Source organism: Ensifer sp. R-19 (assembly GCF_049905105.1).
Lineage (GTDB): Bacteria > Pseudomonadota > Alphaproteobacteria > Rhizobiales > Rhizobiaceae > Ensifer.
Genome location: NZ_CP184569.1, coordinates 2,898,566 through 2,916,992, shown reverse-complemented (window position 1 = coordinate 2,916,992; position 18,427 = coordinate 2,898,566). Strand labels below are relative to the sequence as shown.

Genomic DNA, 18,427 nt, shown 5'->3' with positions numbered 1-18,427 from the left:
GACAGGACGCTGGCGCCGATTAGGCGGCTTCAGCAACCTTCTTGACGATCTGGCGGCGCAGCAGGCGAGCGCGCATGCTCAGCTCGTTCTCGTCCGACTTCAGCAGGAAGGCGTCGAGGCCGCCACGGTGTTCAACCGAGCGGAGAGCTGCAGCGGAAACGCGCAGACGGTAGCGCTGGCCGAGAGCATCGGAAATCAGCGTGACGTTGCACAGGTTCGGCAGGAACCGGCGCTTGGTCTTGTTGTTGGCGTGGCTTACATTGTTGCCCGACTGGACGCCCTTGCCGGTCAATTCGCAACTACGGGACATGGTACACCTATTCTCTTTATCGCCGCCGGACAATGCGGTAGCGGGCCCAGAGCCCAGGCCGCGTTCCTAGGCCATTATTGGAAAGTCGCGGTTCTATAGTCAGAGACGGCCCGCCCGTCAAGCCAAACCTCTTGCATTCTCGGAAAACCCGCGGTTTTTCCCGTCCGTTCTTCAGATGTGAGGCGTAGTTCTCGCAAGAATAATGCCTTGCGAGACCCATTCCAAGCGGTTTTGCTATGCGTTATTTCTTGCATGAGGACGGGTGGCGGCCACGGGGCCGGCCCGACGGCCGGCTGCAGCGTACTGGGCGTAGAAAAGCCGCAAAGAGCCTGCATTTCAGGGTATTGCGGCGATATTCGAGCGATGGATTTTTAAGGGCATGAAGTTGCGAAATGGCTTTCGCGTGGCGGCGCTGCTGTCCGCGGTCTCGTTTTCCACAGCATCGTCGGCCGCCGATGTCGAACATCTGACGGATTACAGCATCTCGCTCGCCGGTTTGCCAGTTGCGCGGGCTTCGTTCCACACGGAACTGGAAAAGAATCATTATACGATCTCAGGGACGCTCAAGTCGGCCGGGCTGCTCGACATCCTGAGCCGGACCTCGGGCCAGACGCAGGTTTCGGGTGTGATCGGCAGGGATTACCTGCGCGCCTCGCACTATTCGATGTCCTATCGCAGTGGATCGAAGAGCAGGGCGATCAACGTCACCTATCGCAACGGCAATGTGGTGCAAGCCAGCATGACGCCGAAGCGGACGCCCTTGCCGAAGAACTGGGTGCCCGTCACCTCACGCGACATGCGCAACGTGCTCGACCCGCTTTCCGGTCTGATCATTCCCGCGGATGCGCGCGTGTGCCCCAACACGCTGCCGATCTTCGACGGCGAGTCGCGGCTCGACATCAAGCTCTCACCGAAGGGGACCAAGCCTTTCAAGACCAAGGGCTTTGAAGGGGAGGTGATCGTCTGCGGTATCCGTTTCGTGCCGAAGGCCGGCTACAAGAAGGGCCGCGAGGATGTCGAGTATCTGCGTCGTCTGCAGACGATGGAAATCTGGTTTGCCAAGGCGCCCAACGTGAACGTCTACGCCCCCGTCTATGTCCGCATCCCCACCAAGCTCGGACCGGTCACGGTCTCGGCGACACGATTTGGTGGTTGACGCGCGGTCGTGTGCAACTAAAAGGTTAAATACCACGAAGCACGAAGATTTTATCGGCGCAGGTTTCCGTGAGAGAAATCGCGCGAGGGGACGACTATGAAATTCAAGGCAACGCTGATCGGTTTTTCCGCCATTCTGATGTGGTCGCTGCTCGCGCTGTTCACGGCAGCATCCGGCAAGATGCCTCCGTTCCAGCTTTCGGCGATCTGCTTCCTGATCGGCAGCCTGCCCGGCCTGGGGGTGCTGGGGATGAGGCCTGAGCGCCTGGCGCTGCTCAAGCAACCCGCCAAGGTCTGGATCACGGGTATCGCCGGTTTGTTCGGCTATCATTTTCTCTATTTCACGGCCCTGCGCAACGCCCCGGCAGTGGAAGCCGGGTTGATCGCCTATCTCTGGCCGCTGCTGATCGTCGTCGGCTCGGCGCTGCTGCCGGGCGAGCGCTTGCGCTGGTATCATCTCGCCGGCGCACTCGCCGGCCTCGTCGGCACGATCCTGATCGTGGCGCGCAATGGCGTTGCCTTCGACGATGCCTATCTGCTTGGCTACGGCGCCGCCTTTCTCTGCGCCTTCACTTGGTCGGGCTATTCGCTCATCACCCGCCGCTTCGAAGCGGTCTCGACGGATGTCGTGACAGGATTTTGTCTTGCGACCTCGATCCTGTCTTTCGTCTGCCATCTGGCGCTCGAAACGACCGTCTGGCCGGCGACGACCTTCGAGTGGCTGGCGGTCGTCGGCCTCGGGCTGCTGCCGGTCGGAGCGGCGTTCTATGCCTGGGACTTTGGGGTGAAGAACGGCAATATCCAGCTTCTCGGCGTCGCGAGTTATGCGGCGCCGGTGCTTTCGACGCTGATCCTGATCCTGTTCGGTTTTGCCGAGCCGTCCTGGCGCATCGCGCTCGCCTGCCTGTTCGTGACCGGCGGCGCAGTGCTTGCTGCAAAGGACATGATCTTCCGCAATCGTGCGACGGTGGCCCAGCCGGCGGAATAACCGGGCTTGTTATCGCTTGGGCGGCTGCCAGTCGGGGGCCGCCATTTCGAAGGCGGCGAAATCAAATGCTGGCGCGACGGTGCAGCCGACCAGCGTCCATTCGCCAAGCGAGGCGGCGGACTGCCACCAATCGGCCGGGACCACGCCCTGCGGTCGTTCTCCGCTCAGAATGTCGGACCCGAGCCGCAGCGTCTCGGCGGATTTTCCATCTTCGGCGATGCTGAGTTCGAGCGGCGCACCGGCGTGATAGTGCCAAATCTCGACCGCGTCGCGGACACGGTGCCAGTGCGAGCGCTCGCCGCGCTCCAACAGATAATAGATTGCCGTCGAATGCCCGCGTGGGCCACCAGCCGTATCGCGGAAGGTCTCGAAGTACCAGCCGCCCTCCGGATGGCGCGCCAAACCGAGTGCCTTGATGATCTCCGCCGCCGATTGCGTCTCAGCCACTAGAAATTATCCTTCCGCTTGCGGATTTCGGCAAAGACCGTGGCATCGTCGGCGTTCTGCATTCCAAGATGGGCGCGGATGCCCGGGTCGGTGGCGCGCAGGAACGGGTTCGTGCGCTTCTCCAGGCCGATCGTCGTCGGTGCGGTGAAGCCGCCGTCGCAGCGCGTCTCCTCGATCTCGGCGGCGCGCGCCTTGAGCTCGGCATTCTCGGGGTCGACCGTGACCGCGAAGCGGGCGTTGGACAGCGTGTATTCGTGGCCGAAATAGACCGTCGTGTCATCCGGCAACGCCATCAGCCGGCTGAGAGACTGCCACATGGTCGCTGCCGTCCCCTCGAACAGACGACCGCAGCCCAGCGCAAACAGGGTGTCGGCGGCAAACAGCAGCCTGTCCTGCGGGAAGTGGAAGCAGATGTGACCGGCCGTGTGGCCCGGGGTCTCGATCACCTCGACGGAACGACCGGCAAAATCGAAGCGCTCACCATGGCGCACGGCCTTGTCGAGCCCCGGAATTTTCGAGGCTTCCCCGAAAGGCCCGATGATCGTGACGCCGAAGCGTTCCTTCAGGGCGTCATTTGCCGCCACGTGATCGCCGTGATGATGGGTCGTCAGGATGTGGGTAAGCCTCCAGCCGCGCCGCTCCAGCGCTTCCAGGATGGGCGCCTCTTCCGGCGCGTCGATAGAGGCGGTCAGGCCGCTTTCGGGATCGTGGATCAGCACGCCGAAATTATCGGTGCGGCAGAGGAAGAGGTCGAGTTCGAGCGCGGCCATGGCACGTCCTCCGGTCAGAAGAGAGGGAATGCTGCCGAATGTAGCGAGCCTTACCTTGAAGTCTACCGCTTCGAAGCTAACATGTTGCGAATGCACACCGATATCGTCGACCTGCGAGAATTCTATCACTCCGAGCTCGGCCGGATGGCGGAGCAATCCGTCACCATGGCGCTTTCGTCCGTCTGGGCGCGGCTCCCGGACGAGCGGCTGGTCGGCCTCGGCTATGCCGTTCCCTATCTCGAACGGTTCCGCAAGGACACGGAGCGCACCTTCGCCTTCATGCCGGCGGGGCAGGGGGCGGTGAACTGGCCGGTTGCCGAGCTCTCCTCGACGGCGCTGGTGTTCGATGAGGAGTTGCCGCTGCCCGACGCCTCGATCGACCGGGTGCTGATGGTGCATTCGCTGGAATTCGCCGAAAGCCCGCGGGAGACCATGAAGGAGATCTGGCGGGTGCTGGCGCCAGGCGGTCGCCTTATCATCGTCGTGCCCAACCGGCGCGGCGTCTGGGCGCGCATGGAACACACGCCCTTCGGTTCCGGGCGACCCTATTCGCGTGGGCAGCTGACGGCGCTGCTGCGCGAGACCAACTTCACGCCAGGTGCCACGGCGGATGCGCTCTTCTTCCCGCCGTCGAAACTCAGGGCGATCCTGCGGCTGCGTCGGGGCTTCGAGCGGCTCGGCCGTTCGCTCTGGCCGGTCTTCTCCGGCGTCATCGTCGTCGAGGCGCAGAAGCGGCTTTACCAGGGGCTGCCGGTCGCCGCACGCGCATCGCGCCGCGTCTTCGTGCCGGTGCTGGCGCCGCAGGGCGTGCCGAGCACGCGCGAGAGGCCGCGTCCCACCCGCTAACCTGCCTGGGAACCGCGGCGGACCCTCGACAAAAGCCGCTTGCGCCGCTAATGGCTTGACCTCTTTTCCTGCCTGCAGCGCCGCGCGCCTCCCATGGCACGTATCGGTTGCTGCAGCACTTTGATGGCCAAAGAAAGCTGACCCGATGAGCCTTGCTTCGAAGAGCCCTGAGCCGCGTTCCGGCATCCTGGATATTGCCGCTTATGTGCCGGGCAAGGAGCATGCGCCGGGTGTCGCCAAGGTGCATAAACTCTCGTCCAACGAGACGCCGCTTGGCGCAAGCCCGAAAGCGATCGAAGCCTTCCAGTCGGCTGCCTTCAACCTCGAACGTTATCCGGATGGCCAGGCGCGGGCGCTGCGAGAGGCGATCGGTGCCGTGCACGGCCTCAACCCGGCAAACATCATGTGCGGCAATGGGTCGGACGAACTGCTCGGGCTTCTCTGCCACACTTATCTCGGGCCCGGCGACGAAGGCATCATCACCGAGCATGGCTTCCTCGTCTACAAGATCCAGATCCTGGCGGCGGGCGCGACGCCCATTACCGTCAAGGAGAAGGATGCGCGCGTCGATGTCGATGCCATTCTCGCGGCGGTCACCGAGCGCACCAAGGTCGTCTTCCTGGCCAATCCGGCCAATCCGACCGGCACCTACATCCCCGTCGATGAAGTCCGCCGGCTGCATGCGGGGCTGCCCGAGGGTGTGCTGCTGGTGCTCGACGCGGCCTATGCCGAATATGTGCGCCGCAACGACTATGCCGCCGGGCTGGAGCTCGTCTCGGCCAGCCGCAATGTGGTGATGACCCGCACCTTCTCGAAGATCTACGGCCTTGCGGGTTTGCGCATCGGCTGGATGTATGCACCGCCGGAGGTGATCGACGCGGTCGACCGTGTCCGCGGGCCCTTCAACCTCAGTGCGCCCTCTATCGCGGCGGGTGCTGCGGCGATCCGTGATCAGGCTTTCGTGGCAACGGCGGTTGATCACAATCTCACCTGGCTTGCGCGTGTCAGCGAAGCGCTCGAAGCGATCGGGCTGCGCATCACGCCCTCGGTCACGAATTTCGTGCTGATCCACTTTCCGGAAGAAAACGGCAAGCGGGCCGAGGAAGCCGATGATTTCCTGACCAGCCGCGGCTATATCCTGCGGGCGGTCAGCAGCTACGGCTTCCCCAATGCGCTGCGCATGACCATCGGCTCGGAAGAAGCCAACGAAGGCGTCATCGCGGCGCTGATCGAATTCATGGGACGGAAATAATGGCTCAGCAGTTTGAAACGATCGCCCTCATCGGCATTGGTCTCATCGGCTCGTCGATCGCGCGCGATATCCGCGAGAAGCAGCTTGCCGGTACGCTCGTCGTCTCCACGCGCAGCGAGGCGACGCTGAAGCGTACGCAGGAGCTCGGGCTCGGCGATCGCTATACGCTGTCTGCGGCCGACGCCGTTCGCGACGCGGACCTCGTGATCGTCTCGGTCCCGGTCGGCGCGTCCGGTGCCGTGGCGGCCGAGATTGCTGCGCATCTGAAGCCCGGTGCGATCGTCACCGATGTCGGCTCGACCAAAGGCTCAGTGATTGCGCAGATGGCGCCGCATCTGCCCGAGACCGTTCATTTCGTGCCGGGGCATCCGATCGCCGGTACCGAGCACTCGGGCCCGGATGCCGGCTTCGTCGGCCTCTTCCGCGGCCGCTGGTGCATCCTGACGCCGCCGGAGGGCGCTGATGGGGAAGCGGTCGCGCGGCTCCGGCGTTTCTGGGAAACGCTCGGCTCGATGGTCGAGGAGATGGACGCCGAGCACCACGACAAGGTGCTGGCGATCGTTTCGCACTTGCCGCACATCATCGCCTACAACATCGTCGGAACCGCCGATGATCTCGAGACCGTCACCGAATCCGAAGTCATCAAGTATTCGGCCTCGGGTTTCCGCGACTTCACCCGTCTCGCGGCATCCGATCCCACCATGTGGCGTGACGTCTGCCTGCACAACAAGGACGCGATCCTGGAGATGCTGGCGCGGTTTTCGGAGGATCTCGCCTATCTGCAGCGGGCGATCCGCTGGGGCGACGGCGAGAAGCTCTTCGACCTCTTCACCCGCACCCGCGCCATCCGCCGCTCGATCATCCAGGCGGGCCAGGATACGGCGATGCCGGACTTCGGCCGGCATGCCATGGATCAGAAATAAGCTGAGCAAGTCGAGGAAGACCGAGGAACGGTCTTCCGTCCGGAAGCGGGTGTTCGACGATCTAGAGCGTCGGCAGGACGCCGATCGGGATGAAGGCGAGAAACGCCGTGCCGTCGCGCACGTTGAGCTTCACGGTCGCCTCGTCCTTGCCGTTGGCGAGCGCCTTCAGCATGTTCGCGGTGTTGTCGACGAGGTTGGCGTCGTCGGGAATCAGCTTGACCAGATTGGCCCGCCAGGCCTCGATATTCGTCATCGTCAGCGAGAACTCGCCGGAAATCAGTCCCTGATCGTTGACCGAGAAGGGGCCGGAAAGCTTGGCGTTCATGCCGGAGCCGAGATCGAGGGTGAGCTGTCGGAGTTCGCCCTTGCTGCCGCGAAACATCTCCGGTGTCGGTGTGGTTGCCATCCACCCGGCCTTGTCGGTGAAGGTCAGGTCCGCAGCCACCGTGGCCGGCGGCGCGTAGCTCGGGCCTTCCTCCGGACGAAGGTCGAGCTTGTCGACGCTCAAAGCGGCATCAAGATCCGCGCCGTTCTGGCGCAGGTGCAGTTCGCCGTGGCTGGCGCCGAAGCCAAGACCGTCGCCCGCAAGCGGCAGGCGCACCCGACCGGTGAGGTTGTCATAGGTGAGCGAGGTGCGGTCGACACCGGACAAGGTCGCACGCACGCTCGCATGCAGCAGCGTCCAGTCGGCGAAGACGTTGAGGCCGGGCGACGCCCGGATTTCGGCCGGGCCGTCGAGCTCGATCACGGCGTGGCCGGGCTGGTAGACCTGGGCGGCTGTGCGCAGCGCCCCGAAGGAGGCGGATGTGCCATGGCGGGTGTCGTCGAGGTGGACCTTGTCGCAGAAGAGGCCGATTCGGAACGGAAAGCCGCGCACGTCCATGTTCGTGCATTCGCCGCCGAGGCCGGCTGCCTGTCCATCGGCAAGACGGGCCGTGAGGCGTTTCTCGATCTGATCGGCGGCGAGGAACCAGCCGGTCGAATAGATGCCGGCGACAAGCACGATGCCTGCCGTCAGCCAGCGGAACTTCCGGCTGACCGGCGAGGGATTGGAAACTGCGGTTGCCGACATGGGCGCGGATACCTCACTCTAAACTGGACTGCGGCTGCCTTTCGGGTGGCGCCGCCGATCCGCAAAACTATTCTTGTCTTCGGGTGCACGAGGACGAGCTTGTCTCTTTCGTGCCGAGATGCTGTGCCGTAGAAACCGACATGGCTGACCATTCCTACAAGCCGATGGTGATTCGGTGGCGAGAGCAGACAGCGCGGGTTGAATGACAGTGGATATGGACGAATTTTGGGTCTTTGGCTACGGGTCGCTAATGTGGAACCCCGGCTTTGCCTTCGAGGAGAAGCTGACGGCACGCGCATTCGGCTATCGCCGGTCGCTCTGCGTGCATTCCTGGGTTCACCGCGGCACCGAACAGCGGCCGGGACTGGTGCTTGGGCTCGACCGAGGCGGCTCCTGCATCGGCACGGCTTTTCGTGTCGAGCGTGGGCAGCGGGAGAGTGTTACCGATTATCTGCGCGAGCGTGAACTGGTGACGCATGTCTACAAGGAGCGCACGATGCCGGTGCTGCTTGCCGATGGACGGCGGGTGCCGGCGCTTGCCTATGTCATCGACCGCGACCACGTCCAGTATGCCGGAACGCTCAGCACCGGTGAGGCGGCCGATATCGTCGCCGTTTCGACCGGAAAATCCGGGCCGAACAGCGAGTATGTGTTCAACACGCTTGCCCATCTCAAGGAAATGGGCATCCGCGATCACTGGCTGGAAGAGGTGGTGGGCCTGCTCGAGCAGACACGCCAGCGTGCGCGGGCCTGATCGCTCAGGCCCTGCCGGCGGCCTTCAGTTCCTTCAGCCTTTGCTCGGCGGTTGGCGGCAGCGGCAGGTGCGGATTGTTCTGCACCGTTTCGACAAGCAGTTCGTCACTGGCCTTCTCCGTGACTTCCATGAGCTTGGCAAGGAATGCATCCGGATCCATGCCCGCCTCGACCGGCGGCAGGATGCGGACCTTGAAGTGGCCGGGAAAGCGCAGGAACTTGCGGCGCGGCCAGAAGAGGCCGGGATGCATGGCGACCGGCACGACAGGCACGTTCAGGTCGCGGTAGAGGCGGGCGATGCCGTACTTGTACTCCGGCGGAGCGCCCGGCGGGCGGCGCGTGCCTTCCGGGTAGATGATGAGTTCGCGGCCGGTTGCCATTTCCTGCTTGGTGCGATCCATGACGCTGGTCATCGCCTTGCCGCGTGCGGCCCGGTTTACCGGAACCATGCGCTGCTTGAGGATGTACCAACCGAACAGCGGGATCCAGGTGAGCTCACGCTTCAGAATGTAGAAGGGATCGTCGAGCCAGGGGAGCAGCGCATAGGCATCCCAGAAGGACTGGTGCTTGGGAGCGAAGATGTAGGGGACCTTCGGGAGGTTCTCCAAGCCTTCGATCTCAAAGGTCGTCCCGACCATCTTGTCGAGCAGCCAGTGATTGCTGCGCACCCAGTTCTTGGGAACGAACCAGGCCTTCTTGCGCGGCAGCAGGAAATAGATCGGCGTCAGCACGATCATCTGCACGATCAGATTGGCGTAGAACACCATGTTGAAAAGGATCGAACGCAAGACGATCATCAGGCACGCTCTCGTAGGCGAGTTCTTAAGGGGCTCGGCGTCAGGCCGATTGATCGCTGCCTACACGAAACCGTGCCGAAGGAAAACTGCCCTCTCTCACTTTAGGCCATCGACGTTCTCGAGGGCCTCTATTCTTCCGCCGGCGTGGCGCGTGAGGAATCGGTGCGCAGGCCGCTCGTCGGCCGGGCGCCGGCGAGATCGCGAACCGATGCGATCGTATACTTCCCGAACTCCAGGAGGATCGATTTCAGTACCATCGGGTTGCGCAGCCAGTTCGTCGTCTTGAGATCCGAATTGACCACCGGGTAGGGGATGAATTCCGTCTCCGGGCGGGTACGCCGAAGCTCCAGCAGGCTGCGTGGCATATGGTAGTTGTTGGTAACGACGAGCACGCTCGTATAGCCGCGATCACGGATCCATTGTGCCGTCTCGGTGGCGTTGCCGATGGTATCGATCGCCTCATGACCGATATCGACGCAGCATTTGAAGAGATCGGCGGAGCTCTGGGTGTTGCGGCGGATCTGGCTGCCGGTGGTCGTCGGGTGGACGCCGGAGATGAGCAGGCGCTTTCCGGCGCCGCCCTTCAAGAGATCGACCGCTTGGTCGATGCGCTGGAAACCACCGGTCAGGACGACGATCGCATCCGCCTTGGGATGCACGGGTGGCTGCAGCGATGCGACGGTGTCGGCGAAATTGAGGAAGGCGCCGATCAGGAGCGCGAGCGGTAACAGGAGGACGAAGAACGTTCGCCGGAGAATTTTGCGCAAGAGGCTGCGGGGCCGCCGGCCATCGTCGGCTTTCCCCTGCCATTTGCCTCCTCCGGCCATCCCGTTCCCGCGTAATTCTCGCGCCATCATGATTCTCTTCACATAGCCACAGATTACGGCAAGGAATAGATCGAGGCACGGCGAAACATCGGGCGGTTCAGCTCTGGTAGAGATCCGTGCGGCCGGGGTCCGAACGGATGAGGTCGATCTCGTGGATCGTGCGCATGACCGTGAGGCGAGCGGTCACGGTCGTCAGGATGGCGATGACGACGATGATGGCGGCGATACCGAGATAGCCACCATAGCCAATGGTAAAGGTTCCGAAGAGGGCGGTTGCCTGATCGGTCTGCGGTGTTGCCAATGTCTGCGACTGCCAGAAGCCGGCAAGCGCAAAGGACAGCGCGGCAAGCAGGCCGCCGGTGCCGGCACCCTTGAGGCTGATTCTCAGAAAATGCTTCTGGAATTCGGAGGCGACGAAACCGGCCTCGGCACCGACGAAATGCAGCACCTCGACGATGTGACGGTTGCCGGAAAGGGCGCCGCGGGTGGCGAAAATCACCGTCAGCACCATGGCGGAGAACACGAGGGCCAGCACGCCGGTGCCGATCATCGCCGTGGTATTGGCCATGGCGACGAGCCGGTCGACCCAGGTGCGGTGATCGTCGAGGAAGGCCTGTGGGATCGTCTCGGTCAGCGCCTTGCGCATGGCGGCGAAATCGGGCGGATTGTTTTCGTCGATGGTGATGATGATCAGCCGCGGCACCGGCAATTCGTCGAGATCGAGGCCCTCGCCGAGCCAGGGTTCCAGTAGGCGCGCGGTGGCGGCGCGATCGACGATCTTGCCATCGGTCGTGCCGCTGAAGGTCAGCGCCAGATCGCGGGCATCGGCGAGCGCCTTCTCCATGTCGAGGCTATCGTCCGGCTTGATCTGGACGGTGATCTCGCGGGAGATCTGCGACTGCCAGCTCTGGGCCGTTGCCCTGACCATGCTGACGCCGCCGAGTGTCAGGCAGGCAAGGAACGACATGATGGCGATGACGCACATCAGCGCATGGCCGGAGACATTGGTCGAAGGCACGATCGGGCCGGTCGGCCGCACGCGCATTTCCGTCCGGCGTTGTTGCGGCTCCGACGCCTGCTCGGGCGCATCCTTCTGGCGTTTCGTGCGGCTGTCACTCATAGATGTCGAGCCGCCCCTGCGAAAGGATCATGCGTCGCGCCTCCACCTGATCCATCAGCGACAGATCGTGGGTGGCGATCACCACCGCGGTGCCGAGCCGGTTCAGCTCGAGGAAGAGGTTGAGGAGGCGCCTGGCCATCGGCGGATCGACGTTGCCGGTCGGTTCGTCGGCAAGCAGGATCTCTGGCCGGTCGATCAGCGCCCGCGCGATCGCCGCGCGCTGCTTTTCGCCGCCTGAAAGAACCGGCGGCAGGACATTGATGCGCTCGCCGAGGCCGACCCATTTCAACAGTTCCAGCACGTCGGCGCGATAGCTCGATTCCTCCTTGCCGCGGACGCGCAGCGGCAGGGCGACGTTCTCATAGGTGGTCAGGTGATCGAGCAGGCGAAAATCCTGGAAGACGATGCCGACGCGCCGGCGCAGCATCGGGAACTCCTCGCGCGGGATCGACGAGATGTTGCGGTCGAACATCCGGATCAGGCCGCGCGTCGGCTGCAGCGAGAGGAACAGCAGTCTCAAAAGGGTGGTCTTGCCGGCGCCCGACGGACCGGTCAGGAACTGGAACGAACGGCGCGGAATATCGAAGGTCAGGTCCCGGAGGATTTCCGGTCCCATGCCATAGCGCAGTCCGACGTTCTCAAAGTGAATCAAGCGACAGCCCAGTCTCTCTCACGGCCCTGCAACCGACGGCCGGTTCCGGTCCTCCGCGCATAGGACGACCAGCCTCGAAAGGCAAAACCGCCAGCGGAATCATGGTTAAGCAGCGGTTAATTTTTCATGAAAAGGTGCCGCTTTCGCGACGTCTTTCCGAAACATTAACCATTCCGGTTTACGTGTCGGAAAGAATTGATGCAATGCCTAGATTCTTGCATGCCAAGGGTTCGCGCATTGCCCGATGGTTTCGCAGTCGAGGCGGTAGGTCGAGTGGCCGCACCGTGCCCCTGTGGGACAGGAGGAACTGGTCATGCATGCATTCCGGACCAAAACCGCCGGCGCTTCGGCGGACTTCCTGCCGCCCGAACGGGGCGGTCGTGAGGCAGCCGCGATGCCGCGACGCGTCGACTATGTCGATGCCGAGTTCGAGGTGATTGCTCCCTCGTCGCGCCGAACGCCCTATCCGGTGTTCAACGACAACGCCAAGATGGGAAATCAGAAACGGCCGACCTTGACGGTCGTGGCCGACGAAACGTCGCTTGCCGGCCGACTGTTGAGCCTCGCCGAAGCGCGGCTGCGCGACATGCCGGCGCGCCGCTTCGCCGGCCTGGTCGCGGGTTTCGCACTCGCATCCTTTCTGGTGATCGTCGGTTTCGCGGGCGACGGGCAGGCCGATATCCAGCCGCTTGCGATATCAGGGGTCACGAGCTCTCTCGACTATTCCGGCGGCATGCGGGTGCTTTCCGTCTACGGCTCGATCGACAACCGCTCCGATGTCGAACAGCGCCTGCCGCTCGTCGTGGTGGGGGTGGCAGCCAACGGGCGCCAGGTTACGACCACGCGCGTGATGCCCGAAGGCGCGGCAATCGCGCCGGGCGAGAGCCGCCATTTCAGGACGCGGCTGCCCTATGCAGGTGGAAAAATGCCCGATGTGACGGTTTCCTTCGCTGAAAACGGTGTTTCAGCCCGCTGATTGTGCTAAGCGGCGCGGATGGGAAGGCTTTGGTCTTCCGGATGAAACGCTGGAGAAGCCTTGATGCCCGTTGTTCGCGGTAAGAATATCGAACCTCTCTACACGGCCGAAACGATTGCCGCGCGCAACAGCGAGTTGGCCGGGATGATCGTCAACGGTCCGCACAAGGATCTGCTGGTGATCGCGGTGCTCAAGGGATCGTTCATCTTTGCTGCAGACCTGATCCGCGCCATGCACAACACCGGCCTTGCACCGGAAGTCGAGTTCATCACGCTGTCGAGCTACGGGCTCGGTACGGTCTCTCAGGGCGTGAAGATCATCAAGGATATCGACAGCGACGTGCATGGGCGTGACGTGCTTTTGATCGACGACATTCTCGAATCCGGCCGGACACTGCGTTTCGCCAAGGAGCTGATGTACGAGCGCGGCGCGCGCAACGTGACGATCGCCGTGCTGCTCGACAAGCGCGTCAAGCGGAAGGTCGAGCTCGAAGCCGATTATGTCGGTTTCGAATGCCCCGATCACTTCGTTGTCGGCTATGGCATGGATGTCGCCTATGCCTTCCGCGAGCTGCCTTTTGTAGGTGTCGTCACCGGCGACGCCGAGTAAGGCGTGTCAAAACGGCACGCCGACCCTGAAATCCGGTCGCCGCGCGTTTACCGAACACAAACGAAAAACTGGTTGGTTGGGGATGTACCGCGTGGTGATTCCCTATCGGATTGGCGGTGCTGCAGCGCCGTCGTGTCCGGTCGATGACCGACGCCCGCTGTAACCTTTTGGATCAGGTGCGGGCGTCGGCGAAAGCCGCGCCTCGGAAACGCGGAGGCCATGATGGCGAAAATCCTGATTACCGAGGACGAGGATGCGTTGCGTTCCTTCGTCGCGCGGGCACTGAAGCTCGACGGCCATGAGACGGTCGAGGCGGGCGACGGTGCCGACGGCCTTGCCTGCCTCCAGAGCGAGGCTTTCGATCTCCTGCTTTCCGACATTCGCATGCCCGTCATGGACGGCATCGAGCTGACGCATCAGGCGTCGGCTGCCTTTCCGGCAATGAAGATCCTGCTGATGACCGGCTATGCCGAACAGCGCGAGCGGGCCGACGATCTGGCCGACAAGATCGTCGACGTCATCTCCAAGCCGTTTTCCCTTCCCGATATCCGCAAGGCCGTTGCGCTCGCGCTGGCTGCCTGACGAATCCCAATCCGACAACTGATTGCTGCCGAGGTCGTGGGCTTGAGGCTAGATCATTTCATTGTTTCATCGAAACACTGAAATGACCTAAGTCTTTGAAATTACGCAATTCCGCACGGAAAACCGTTTCGCACTTTTCCTGGAATTGCTCTAGGCGCCGCAACGCTGCGCCTCGCGAGGACCGGAATATCGGATCGGCTGGCCCGAACCAGCTACGGGCTCATTGCATGTCGAGCAGGCGCTCGAGATATTGCCGCTCGGCCTCCGGCGACAGGTTATCTCCAAGCCGGCGGCGGATCTCTTCGAGGATCTGGCGGGCGCGTTGCGTGTCAAATTCCTCGGGCACCTTCACGTGGTCACCAAATTCCGGACCGCGGTTGTTCTGGGGCCTGCCAAGCGGGTCGCGGCCGTTCTGGCCGAATTGCGGGACGCCCATGCCGGGGCCCTGACCCTGGCTCTGCATCTGGTTCATCATGTCCTGGGCGCCTTGGCGCAGCGCCTGTAGCGCACGGCCTTGATTGCCCACCGCCTGTTCGCCCTGGCCCTTGCCAAGCGCGCCGGAGGCTCCGTCCATTTCCCGCTGGGCTTCGCCGAAACCCTTGCCCGGCTTGATGCCCATGTTTTCGAGGCTCTTGTTGAGTTCTCCGAGCTGCTTGCCAAGCGCGTCTTGCTGCTGCTTCAACTGCTTGAGCGCATCCTTCAGCTGTTCGGCGGTCATCTCGTCAAGCGGGTTGGGCTGGCCATTCGGATCGCCGCGCTGTTCCGGATCCTGCGGCATCTCCTGACCGAAGAGCTCGTTATCCTCGCCCTGCAACGGGTCGCCGCGCTGCATCCGGTCGCGCTGCGCCTGGTCGAGCTTGAAGGTCTCGTCCATGAGCTTTTGTTGATCCTGCAGCAATTTGCCGAGCTTCTCGATCTGCTGACTCATGGCATCGTTCTGCTGGCCCATCTGCTGCTGGCCGCGGCCGGCCTGCAGATTGTTCATCATCCGCTGCAGTTCCGACAGCAGCTGGCGTGCCTGATCGCGCGCGCCGGAGCGCGCCAGGTTCTCGATCTGGTTCATCATCCTTTCGAGGTCCTGCTGGCGCAGGATGTTGTTCGGGTTCATCTTGCCGGCCATGCGCGGGTCTTTCGCCGCCTGCTGGGCGAGGGCCTGCATGTACTCCTGCATGGCCTGGCGCAGCTCCTGCATCAGCTTGGCGATTTCCTGGTCGGACGCATTGCGCTCCAGCGCGTCCGAGAGCGCCTGCTGTGCGTCGCGCAGGCGCCGCTCGGCGAGTGACAGGTCGCCATCTTCGATGCCGAGCGCGATCTCCCATAGGTATCCGGCGGCGTCACGCAGCATGTCTTCGTTGTAGGCAAGGGCCATGCGCGTGCGAGCCGATTTCAGCAGCAGGAAATGCGTGAGGTTGGGGATCCAGTCCTCGGCAAGCGAAGCAACGGCATCGTTGAGGTCGAGCGCGCGCGGCAGGTCGTTGGCATTGAGGGCGAAGACCTGGCGTTGCTCGGCGACCGCGCCGGCGAGCGGCTGGATGAACTGGCGGGCGGGCAGGATCATTTCATGCGGCGGGCTGCGGCCCTCCTGGCCTGCGGCGTCGCGGGCGACGAGTGTGACCTTCACGCGCTTGCCGGCAAGCGGATGTTCGCTGAGGTTTCGGCTGGTCGTGCCCTTGGCTTCGCGCGCGTTGCGGCGCGGCAGGTCGAGCCGGTATTCCGGCAACGGATAGAGCGGGCGGGCTCCCTCTGCGGCTTCGTCGAGCGGCTGGATCTCGGCCCAGGCCTGGGCGATGCCGTAATCGTCCGTTGCAGCGAAGGTGATTTCCAGCGCCGCATTGACGGTTGGACGAGGAATGCCGTCGAAGGAGATCTGCGGCACACCATCCGGAATGATCTTGAAAGCCCAGCGCCGATCCCCGACGACGAGCTCGCCGTCCTTGACAATCTTGTAGACATGGTTGCGCACGGCATTCGGGTTGCGGGCAGGCGAGGGCGCAGCCATTTCGGCGACCTTGGGCCCGGCCTCGCCCACCTTCGGCTTGGGCTTCGTTTCCCCGGCTTTCTCGCCGACCGCCGGAATGGCGATTGCCTTGGCCGCGCCGCTTTCCGCAAACCGGACGATCTGGTCCGGTCCGGCCCCGGTGACACGGACCGTCAGGTCGCTGAATTGCGGGATGGTAATGGCCCCGGTGTCCTCCGCAGCCGATACGGCCTCCGGCTTTCCGGTGAGGAAAATCGGGGCACGGCCGGTATAGGCGGGTGGCGTCACCCAGGCATCGATGCGGATATCGGCCGTTTCGACCGCAGCCTGCGGCAGGCGCAGCGCGTCGCTGAGCAGGCCGGCGCGGTTGGAATAGGAATAGGCGAAGGCGACACAGGCGAGAAGCACCGGTACGGCACGCAGGGCAAAAGGATCGTGTCGGGCGATATCAGGACGCGGAAGCCCCGTCTCGAGCGCGCCGATCATCCGTGCCATGCGGGCCTGGTGCTCGCGCCACAGCGCCTCGCCCAGTGGATTGTCGGTTGCCGGCCGATCGTCCTGGACGCGGATCGCCTGGTGGGGCAGGGCGTTGCGCTCTTCCAGCATGCGGTCCGCGTCGACATTTCCGGGCAAACGGATCCGCGTCAGCGGAAACAGCGATGCGAGAAAACCGATGGCGAAGGCAAAGAGGGCTGCGGCATGCAGCCAGAACGGTGCCACGCGGAAGAAGCCGAGCCAAGCGCAGGCGAGAAATAGAAGAACGATAGAACCGGGCAGGAGGGTGCGCGGCAGAAGCTGTTCGGCGACCAGCACCGAGCGCGCCAGCCATCTCTTCAGTGCCAGGGTTCTCGAAAACGGCTTCGGTTGTGGCGTTTCATCCTGCCGGAATTGCGTCATCCGCCCAAGTTTCCTTTCGGTCGCCCGTCAACGCTCGTGGCTGACCCTATATCGTAAAGCGAGATGCGGCCGGAGACGGCGCAGCTTAGCTTATTCCGCTGGCCTTCAGGATACCATCCTTTGTGGCGAAGACGAGGGCGCAAACAGAATCGTGATCGCCCGGGTGGCCGATCCACAGATTGTCGTCGTTGGTGCGGATCGCCTCAGGCGAGCCAGTCCGGAACCGAATCGAGGCCGATCAGGGCATCATAATCCTGACGCGGACGAACGACGTGGAAGCGGTCGCCCTTGACCAGAACTTCAGGGATCAGCAGACGGGAATTGTAGGTGCTGGCCTGGACGGCGCCATAGGCACCTGCCGAGCTGATGGCGAAGAGATCGCCGGGCTTCGGCATCGCCATCTCGCGATCGAGCGCCAGGTAGTCGCCGGTTTCGCAGACGGGCCCGACGACGTCGGCACGGATGCGCGGGGCGTTGGCGGCGGAGATGCGAACAGGGCGGATCTCGTGATAGGCCTCATAAAGCGTCGGGCGGATGAGGTCGTTCATCGCGCCGTCGACGATGACGAAGGTCTTGTCGCCGCCATCCTTCACGTAGATCACTTCGGTCACGAGGATGCCGGCATTTCCGACGATCAGCCGGCCCGGTTCGGTGACGATCTTGCAGCCGAGCGACTGCAGCTGGCTCTTGACGATTTCCGCATAGGCATCGGGCAGCGGCGGGGGGTTGTTGTCGTCCTTGTAGGGAATGCCCAAGCCCCCGCCGATGTCGACGTGGTCGATCGAGTGGCCATCGGAGCGCAGCGTGTCGACCAGCTCGCGCAGCAGCTTGAAGGCGTCGTCGAAGGGCTGCAGTTCGGTGATCTGGCTGCCGATATGCATGTCGATGCCGGTGACCTGGATGCCGGGCAGCGTGGCGGCATGGGCATAGACGGCGCGGGCGCGCTCCCAGGAAATGCCGAACTTGTTTTCCTTCTTGCCCGTCGAGATCTTGGCGTGGGTCTTCGCGTCGACGTCAGGGTTGATGCGGAAGGAGACATGGGCGCGCTTGCCGGCGCGCACGGCGCGCTGGTTCAAGACTTCGAGTTCCGGCTCGGACTCGACGTTGAAGCAATAGATGCCGGCGTCCAGCGCCAGGTCCATTTCCTGCGGCGTCTTGCCGACGCCGGAGAACATGATCCGGCTTGCGGGAATGCCGGCTGCAAGGGCGCGGCGCAGTTCGCCGCCCGAGACGACGTCGACGCCGGCGCCCAGGCGACCGAGCGTCTTCAGCACCGCCTGGTTCGAGTTGGCCTTCATCGCATAGCAGACCATCGCGTCCACATCGGCGAAGGCCTTGGAAAAGACCGTGTAGTGGCGCTCGAGCGTGGCGGTCGAATAGCAATAGAAAGGCGTGCCGACGGCGCGCGCGATGTCGGTGACCGGCACGTCTTCAGCGTAGAGGATTCCGTCGCGGTACTGGAAGTGGTTCACG

General features: G+C 63.4%; 19 protein-coding genes. 9 read left to right on the top strand and 10 right to left on the bottom strand.

Annotation, left to right across the window (positions count from 1 at the left end):
• Positions 1–19: 19 nt before the first annotated feature.
• Positions 20–310, bottom strand: a complete 291-nt coding sequence (rpmB, locus tag ACN9MO_RS14260; RefSeq protein ID WP_034806568.1) for a 50S ribosomal protein L28 — start codon at positions 308–310, stop codon at positions 20–22.
• Between the two features lie 379 nt (positions 311–689).
• On the opposite strand from rpmB, the gene ACN9MO_RS14255 reads away from it, so the two are divergent.
• A complete protein-coding gene (locus ACN9MO_RS14255; RefSeq protein WP_065375323.1) occupies positions 690–1,466 on the top strand; it encodes a DUF3108 domain-containing protein in 777 nt (258 codons plus the stop codon).
• Between the two features lie 96 nt (positions 1,467–1,562).
• Complete coding sequence (locus ACN9MO_RS14250) at positions 1,563–2,453, top strand: aromatic amino acid exporter YddG (RefSeq protein WP_112997130.1); 891 nt, start codon at positions 1,563–1,565, stop codon at positions 2,451–2,453.
• 9 nt (positions 2,454–2,462) lie between these two features.
• Here ACN9MO_RS14250 and ACN9MO_RS14245 read toward each other — a convergent pair whose 3' ends face one another.
• Positions 2,463–2,900 (bottom strand): cupin domain-containing protein, encoded by a 438-nt coding sequence (locus ACN9MO_RS14245; protein WP_058321081.1) that lies wholly within the window; start codon positions 2,898–2,900, stop codon positions 2,463–2,465.
• Positions 2,900–3,670 (bottom strand): hydroxyacylglutathione hydrolase, encoded by a 771-nt coding sequence (gene gloB / locus ACN9MO_RS14240; RefSeq protein WP_057254755.1) that lies wholly within the window; start codon positions 3,668–3,670, stop codon positions 2,900–2,902. Before gloB ends, ACN9MO_RS14245 begins: the two co-directional genes overlap by 1 nt.
• An 81-nt stretch (positions 3,671–3,751) precedes the next feature.
• Between gloB and ACN9MO_RS14235 the strand changes: the two genes are divergently transcribed.
• The 3 genes from ACN9MO_RS14235 (at position 3,752) to ACN9MO_RS14225 (ending at position 6,691) form a co-directional block, all read left to right on the top strand.
• Complete coding sequence (locus tag ACN9MO_RS14235) at positions 3,752–4,516, top strand: class I SAM-dependent methyltransferase (protein ID WP_093233941.1); 765 nt, start codon at positions 3,752–3,754, stop codon at positions 4,514–4,516.
• A gap of 145 nt (positions 4,517–4,661) precedes the next feature.
• A complete protein-coding gene (gene hisC / locus ACN9MO_RS14230) occupies positions 4,662–5,768 on the top strand; it encodes a histidinol-phosphate transaminase (protein WP_057254757.1) in 1,107 nt (368 codons plus the stop codon).
• A complete protein-coding gene (locus tag ACN9MO_RS14225) occupies positions 5,768–6,691 on the top strand; it encodes a prephenate/arogenate dehydrogenase family protein (protein WP_057254758.1) in 924 nt (307 codons plus the stop codon). Before hisC ends, ACN9MO_RS14225 begins: the two co-directional genes overlap by 1 nt.
• Before the next feature lie 61 nt (positions 6,692–6,752).
• On the opposite strand, the gene ACN9MO_RS14220 is transcribed toward ACN9MO_RS14225, so the two are convergent.
• Entirely contained in the window at positions 6,753–7,763 is a 1,011-nt protein-coding gene (locus tag ACN9MO_RS14220) for a DUF2125 domain-containing protein (RefSeq protein WP_057254759.1), read from the bottom strand.
• Between the two features lie 202 nt (positions 7,764–7,965).
• Between ACN9MO_RS14220 and ACN9MO_RS14215 the strand changes: the two genes are divergently transcribed.
• On the top strand, positions 7,966–8,517 hold the full coding sequence (locus ACN9MO_RS14215) for a gamma-glutamylcyclotransferase (RefSeq protein ID WP_057254760.1): 552 nt from the start codon (positions 7,966–7,968) through the stop codon (positions 8,515–8,517).
• Positions 8,518–8,521: 4 nt separating this feature from the next.
• Here the strand turns inward: ACN9MO_RS14215 and ACN9MO_RS14210 are convergent, their stop codons facing one another.
• The 4 genes from ACN9MO_RS14210 to ftsE form a co-directional block, all read right to left on the bottom strand.
• Complete coding sequence (locus ACN9MO_RS14210; RefSeq protein WP_057254761.1) at positions 8,522–9,313, bottom strand: lysophospholipid acyltransferase family protein; 792 nt, start codon at positions 9,311–9,313, stop codon at positions 8,522–8,524.
• Positions 9,314–9,441: 128 nt separating this feature from the next.
• Positions 9,442–10,140 (bottom strand): YdcF family protein, encoded by a 699-nt coding sequence (locus ACN9MO_RS14205; RefSeq protein ID WP_057254762.1) that lies wholly within the window; start codon positions 10,138–10,140, stop codon positions 9,442–9,444.
• A 97-nt stretch (positions 10,141–10,237) separates the two neighbouring features.
• Positions 10,238–11,260, bottom strand: a complete 1,023-nt coding sequence (locus ACN9MO_RS14200) for a cell division protein FtsX (RefSeq protein ID WP_057254763.1) — start codon at positions 11,258–11,260, stop codon at positions 10,238–10,240.
• Positions 11,253–11,912, bottom strand: coding sequence for a cell division ATP-binding protein FtsE (gene ftsE, locus ACN9MO_RS14195; RefSeq protein ID WP_057254764.1), 660 nt, complete (start codon positions 11,910–11,912; stop codon positions 11,253–11,255). The genes ACN9MO_RS14200 and ftsE overlap by 8 nt, the downstream gene beginning before the upstream one ends.
• Positions 11,913–12,225: 313 nt before the next feature.
• On the opposite strand from ftsE, the gene ACN9MO_RS14190 reads away from it, so the two are divergent.
• The 3 genes from ACN9MO_RS14190 to ACN9MO_RS14180 all read left to right on the top strand — a co-directional run bounded on the left by ACN9MO_RS14190 (position 12,226) and on the right by ACN9MO_RS14180 (position 14,079).
• Positions 12,226–12,888, top strand: coding sequence for a hypothetical protein (locus tag ACN9MO_RS14190; RefSeq protein WP_057254765.1), 663 nt, complete (start codon positions 12,226–12,228; stop codon positions 12,886–12,888).
• A gap of 63 nt (positions 12,889–12,951) precedes the next feature.
• The gene (gene hpt, locus ACN9MO_RS14185; RefSeq protein ID WP_057254766.1) at positions 12,952–13,497 is read left to right on the top strand and encodes a hypoxanthine phosphoribosyltransferase; all 546 of its coding nucleotides are present in this window, start codon (positions 12,952–12,954) and stop codon (positions 13,495–13,497) included.
• Between the two features lie 222 nt (positions 13,498–13,719).
• Positions 13,720–14,079, top strand: a complete 360-nt coding sequence (locus ACN9MO_RS14180) for a response regulator (protein WP_057254840.1) — start codon at positions 13,720–13,722, stop codon at positions 14,077–14,079.
• A gap of 220 nt (positions 14,080–14,299) precedes the next feature.
• Here the strand turns inward: ACN9MO_RS14180 and ACN9MO_RS14175 are convergent, their stop codons facing one another.
• Together ACN9MO_RS14175 and lysA are read right to left on the bottom strand one after the other, a co-directional pair.
• The gene (locus ACN9MO_RS14175) at positions 14,300–16,954 is read right to left on the bottom strand and encodes a TIGR02302 family protein (protein WP_112997127.1); all 2,655 of its coding nucleotides are present in this window, start codon (positions 16,952–16,954) and stop codon (positions 14,300–14,302) included.
• A 203-nt stretch (positions 16,955–17,157) separates the two neighbouring features.
• Positions 17,158–18,426, bottom strand: a complete 1,269-nt coding sequence (gene lysA, locus ACN9MO_RS14170; protein ID WP_057254768.1) for a diaminopimelate decarboxylase — start codon at positions 18,424–18,426, stop codon at positions 17,158–17,160.
• Between the last annotated feature and the right edge of the window lies 1 nt (position 18,427).

Excerpts from the sequence above, each read along its gene's own strand:
- rpmB (WP_034806568.1), bottom strand. The coding sequence starts at position 310 with ATGTCCCGTAGTTGCGAATTGACCGGCAAGGGCGTCCAGTCGGGCAAC.
- ACN9MO_RS14255 (WP_065375323.1), top strand. The coding sequence starts at position 690 with ATGAAGTTGCGAAATGGCTTTCGCGTGGCGGCGCTGCTGTCCGCGGTC.
- ACN9MO_RS14250 (WP_112997130.1), top strand. The coding sequence starts at position 1,563 with ATGAAATTCAAGGCAACGCTGATCGGTTTTTCCGCCATTCTGATGTGG.
- gloB (WP_057254755.1), bottom strand. The coding sequence starts at position 3,670 with ATGGCCGCGCTCGAACTCGACCTCTTCCTCTGCCGCACCGATAATTTC.
- ACN9MO_RS14235 (WP_093233941.1), top strand. The coding sequence starts at position 3,752 with ATGTTGCGAATGCACACCGATATCGTCGACCTGCGAGAATTCTATCAC.
- hisC (WP_057254757.1), top strand. The coding sequence starts at position 4,662 with ATGAGCCTTGCTTCGAAGAGCCCTGAGCCGCGTTCCGGCATCCTGGAT.
- ACN9MO_RS14225 (WP_057254758.1), top strand. The coding sequence starts at position 5,768 with ATGGCTCAGCAGTTTGAAACGATCGCCCTCATCGGCATTGGTCTCATC.
- ACN9MO_RS14220 (WP_057254759.1), bottom strand. The coding sequence starts at position 7,763 with ATGTCGGCAACCGCAGTTTCCAATCCCTCGCCGGTCAGCCGGAAGTTC.
- ACN9MO_RS14215 (WP_057254760.1), top strand. The coding sequence starts at position 7,966 with ATGACAGTGGATATGGACGAATTTTGGGTCTTTGGCTACGGGTCGCTA.
- ACN9MO_RS14210 (WP_057254761.1), bottom strand. The coding sequence starts at position 9,313 with ATGATCGTCTTGCGTTCGATCCTTTTCAACATGGTGTTCTACGCCAAT.
- ACN9MO_RS14205 (WP_057254762.1), bottom strand. The coding sequence starts at position 10,140 with ATGGCCGGAGGAGGCAAATGGCAGGGGAAAGCCGACGATGGCCGGCGG.
- ACN9MO_RS14200 (WP_057254763.1), bottom strand. The coding sequence starts at position 11,260 with ATGAGTGACAGCCGCACGAAACGCCAGAAGGATGCGCCCGAGCAGGCG.
- ACN9MO_RS14190 (WP_057254765.1), top strand. The coding sequence starts at position 12,226 with ATGCATGCATTCCGGACCAAAACCGCCGGCGCTTCGGCGGACTTCCTG.
- hpt (WP_057254766.1), top strand. The coding sequence starts at position 12,952 with ATGCCCGTTGTTCGCGGTAAGAATATCGAACCTCTCTACACGGCCGAA.
- ACN9MO_RS14180 (WP_057254840.1), top strand. The coding sequence starts at position 13,720 with ATGGCGAAAATCCTGATTACCGAGGACGAGGATGCGTTGCGTTCCTTC.
- ACN9MO_RS14175 (WP_112997127.1), bottom strand. The coding sequence starts at position 16,954 with ATGACGCAATTCCGGCAGGATGAAACGCCACAACCGAAGCCGTTTTCG.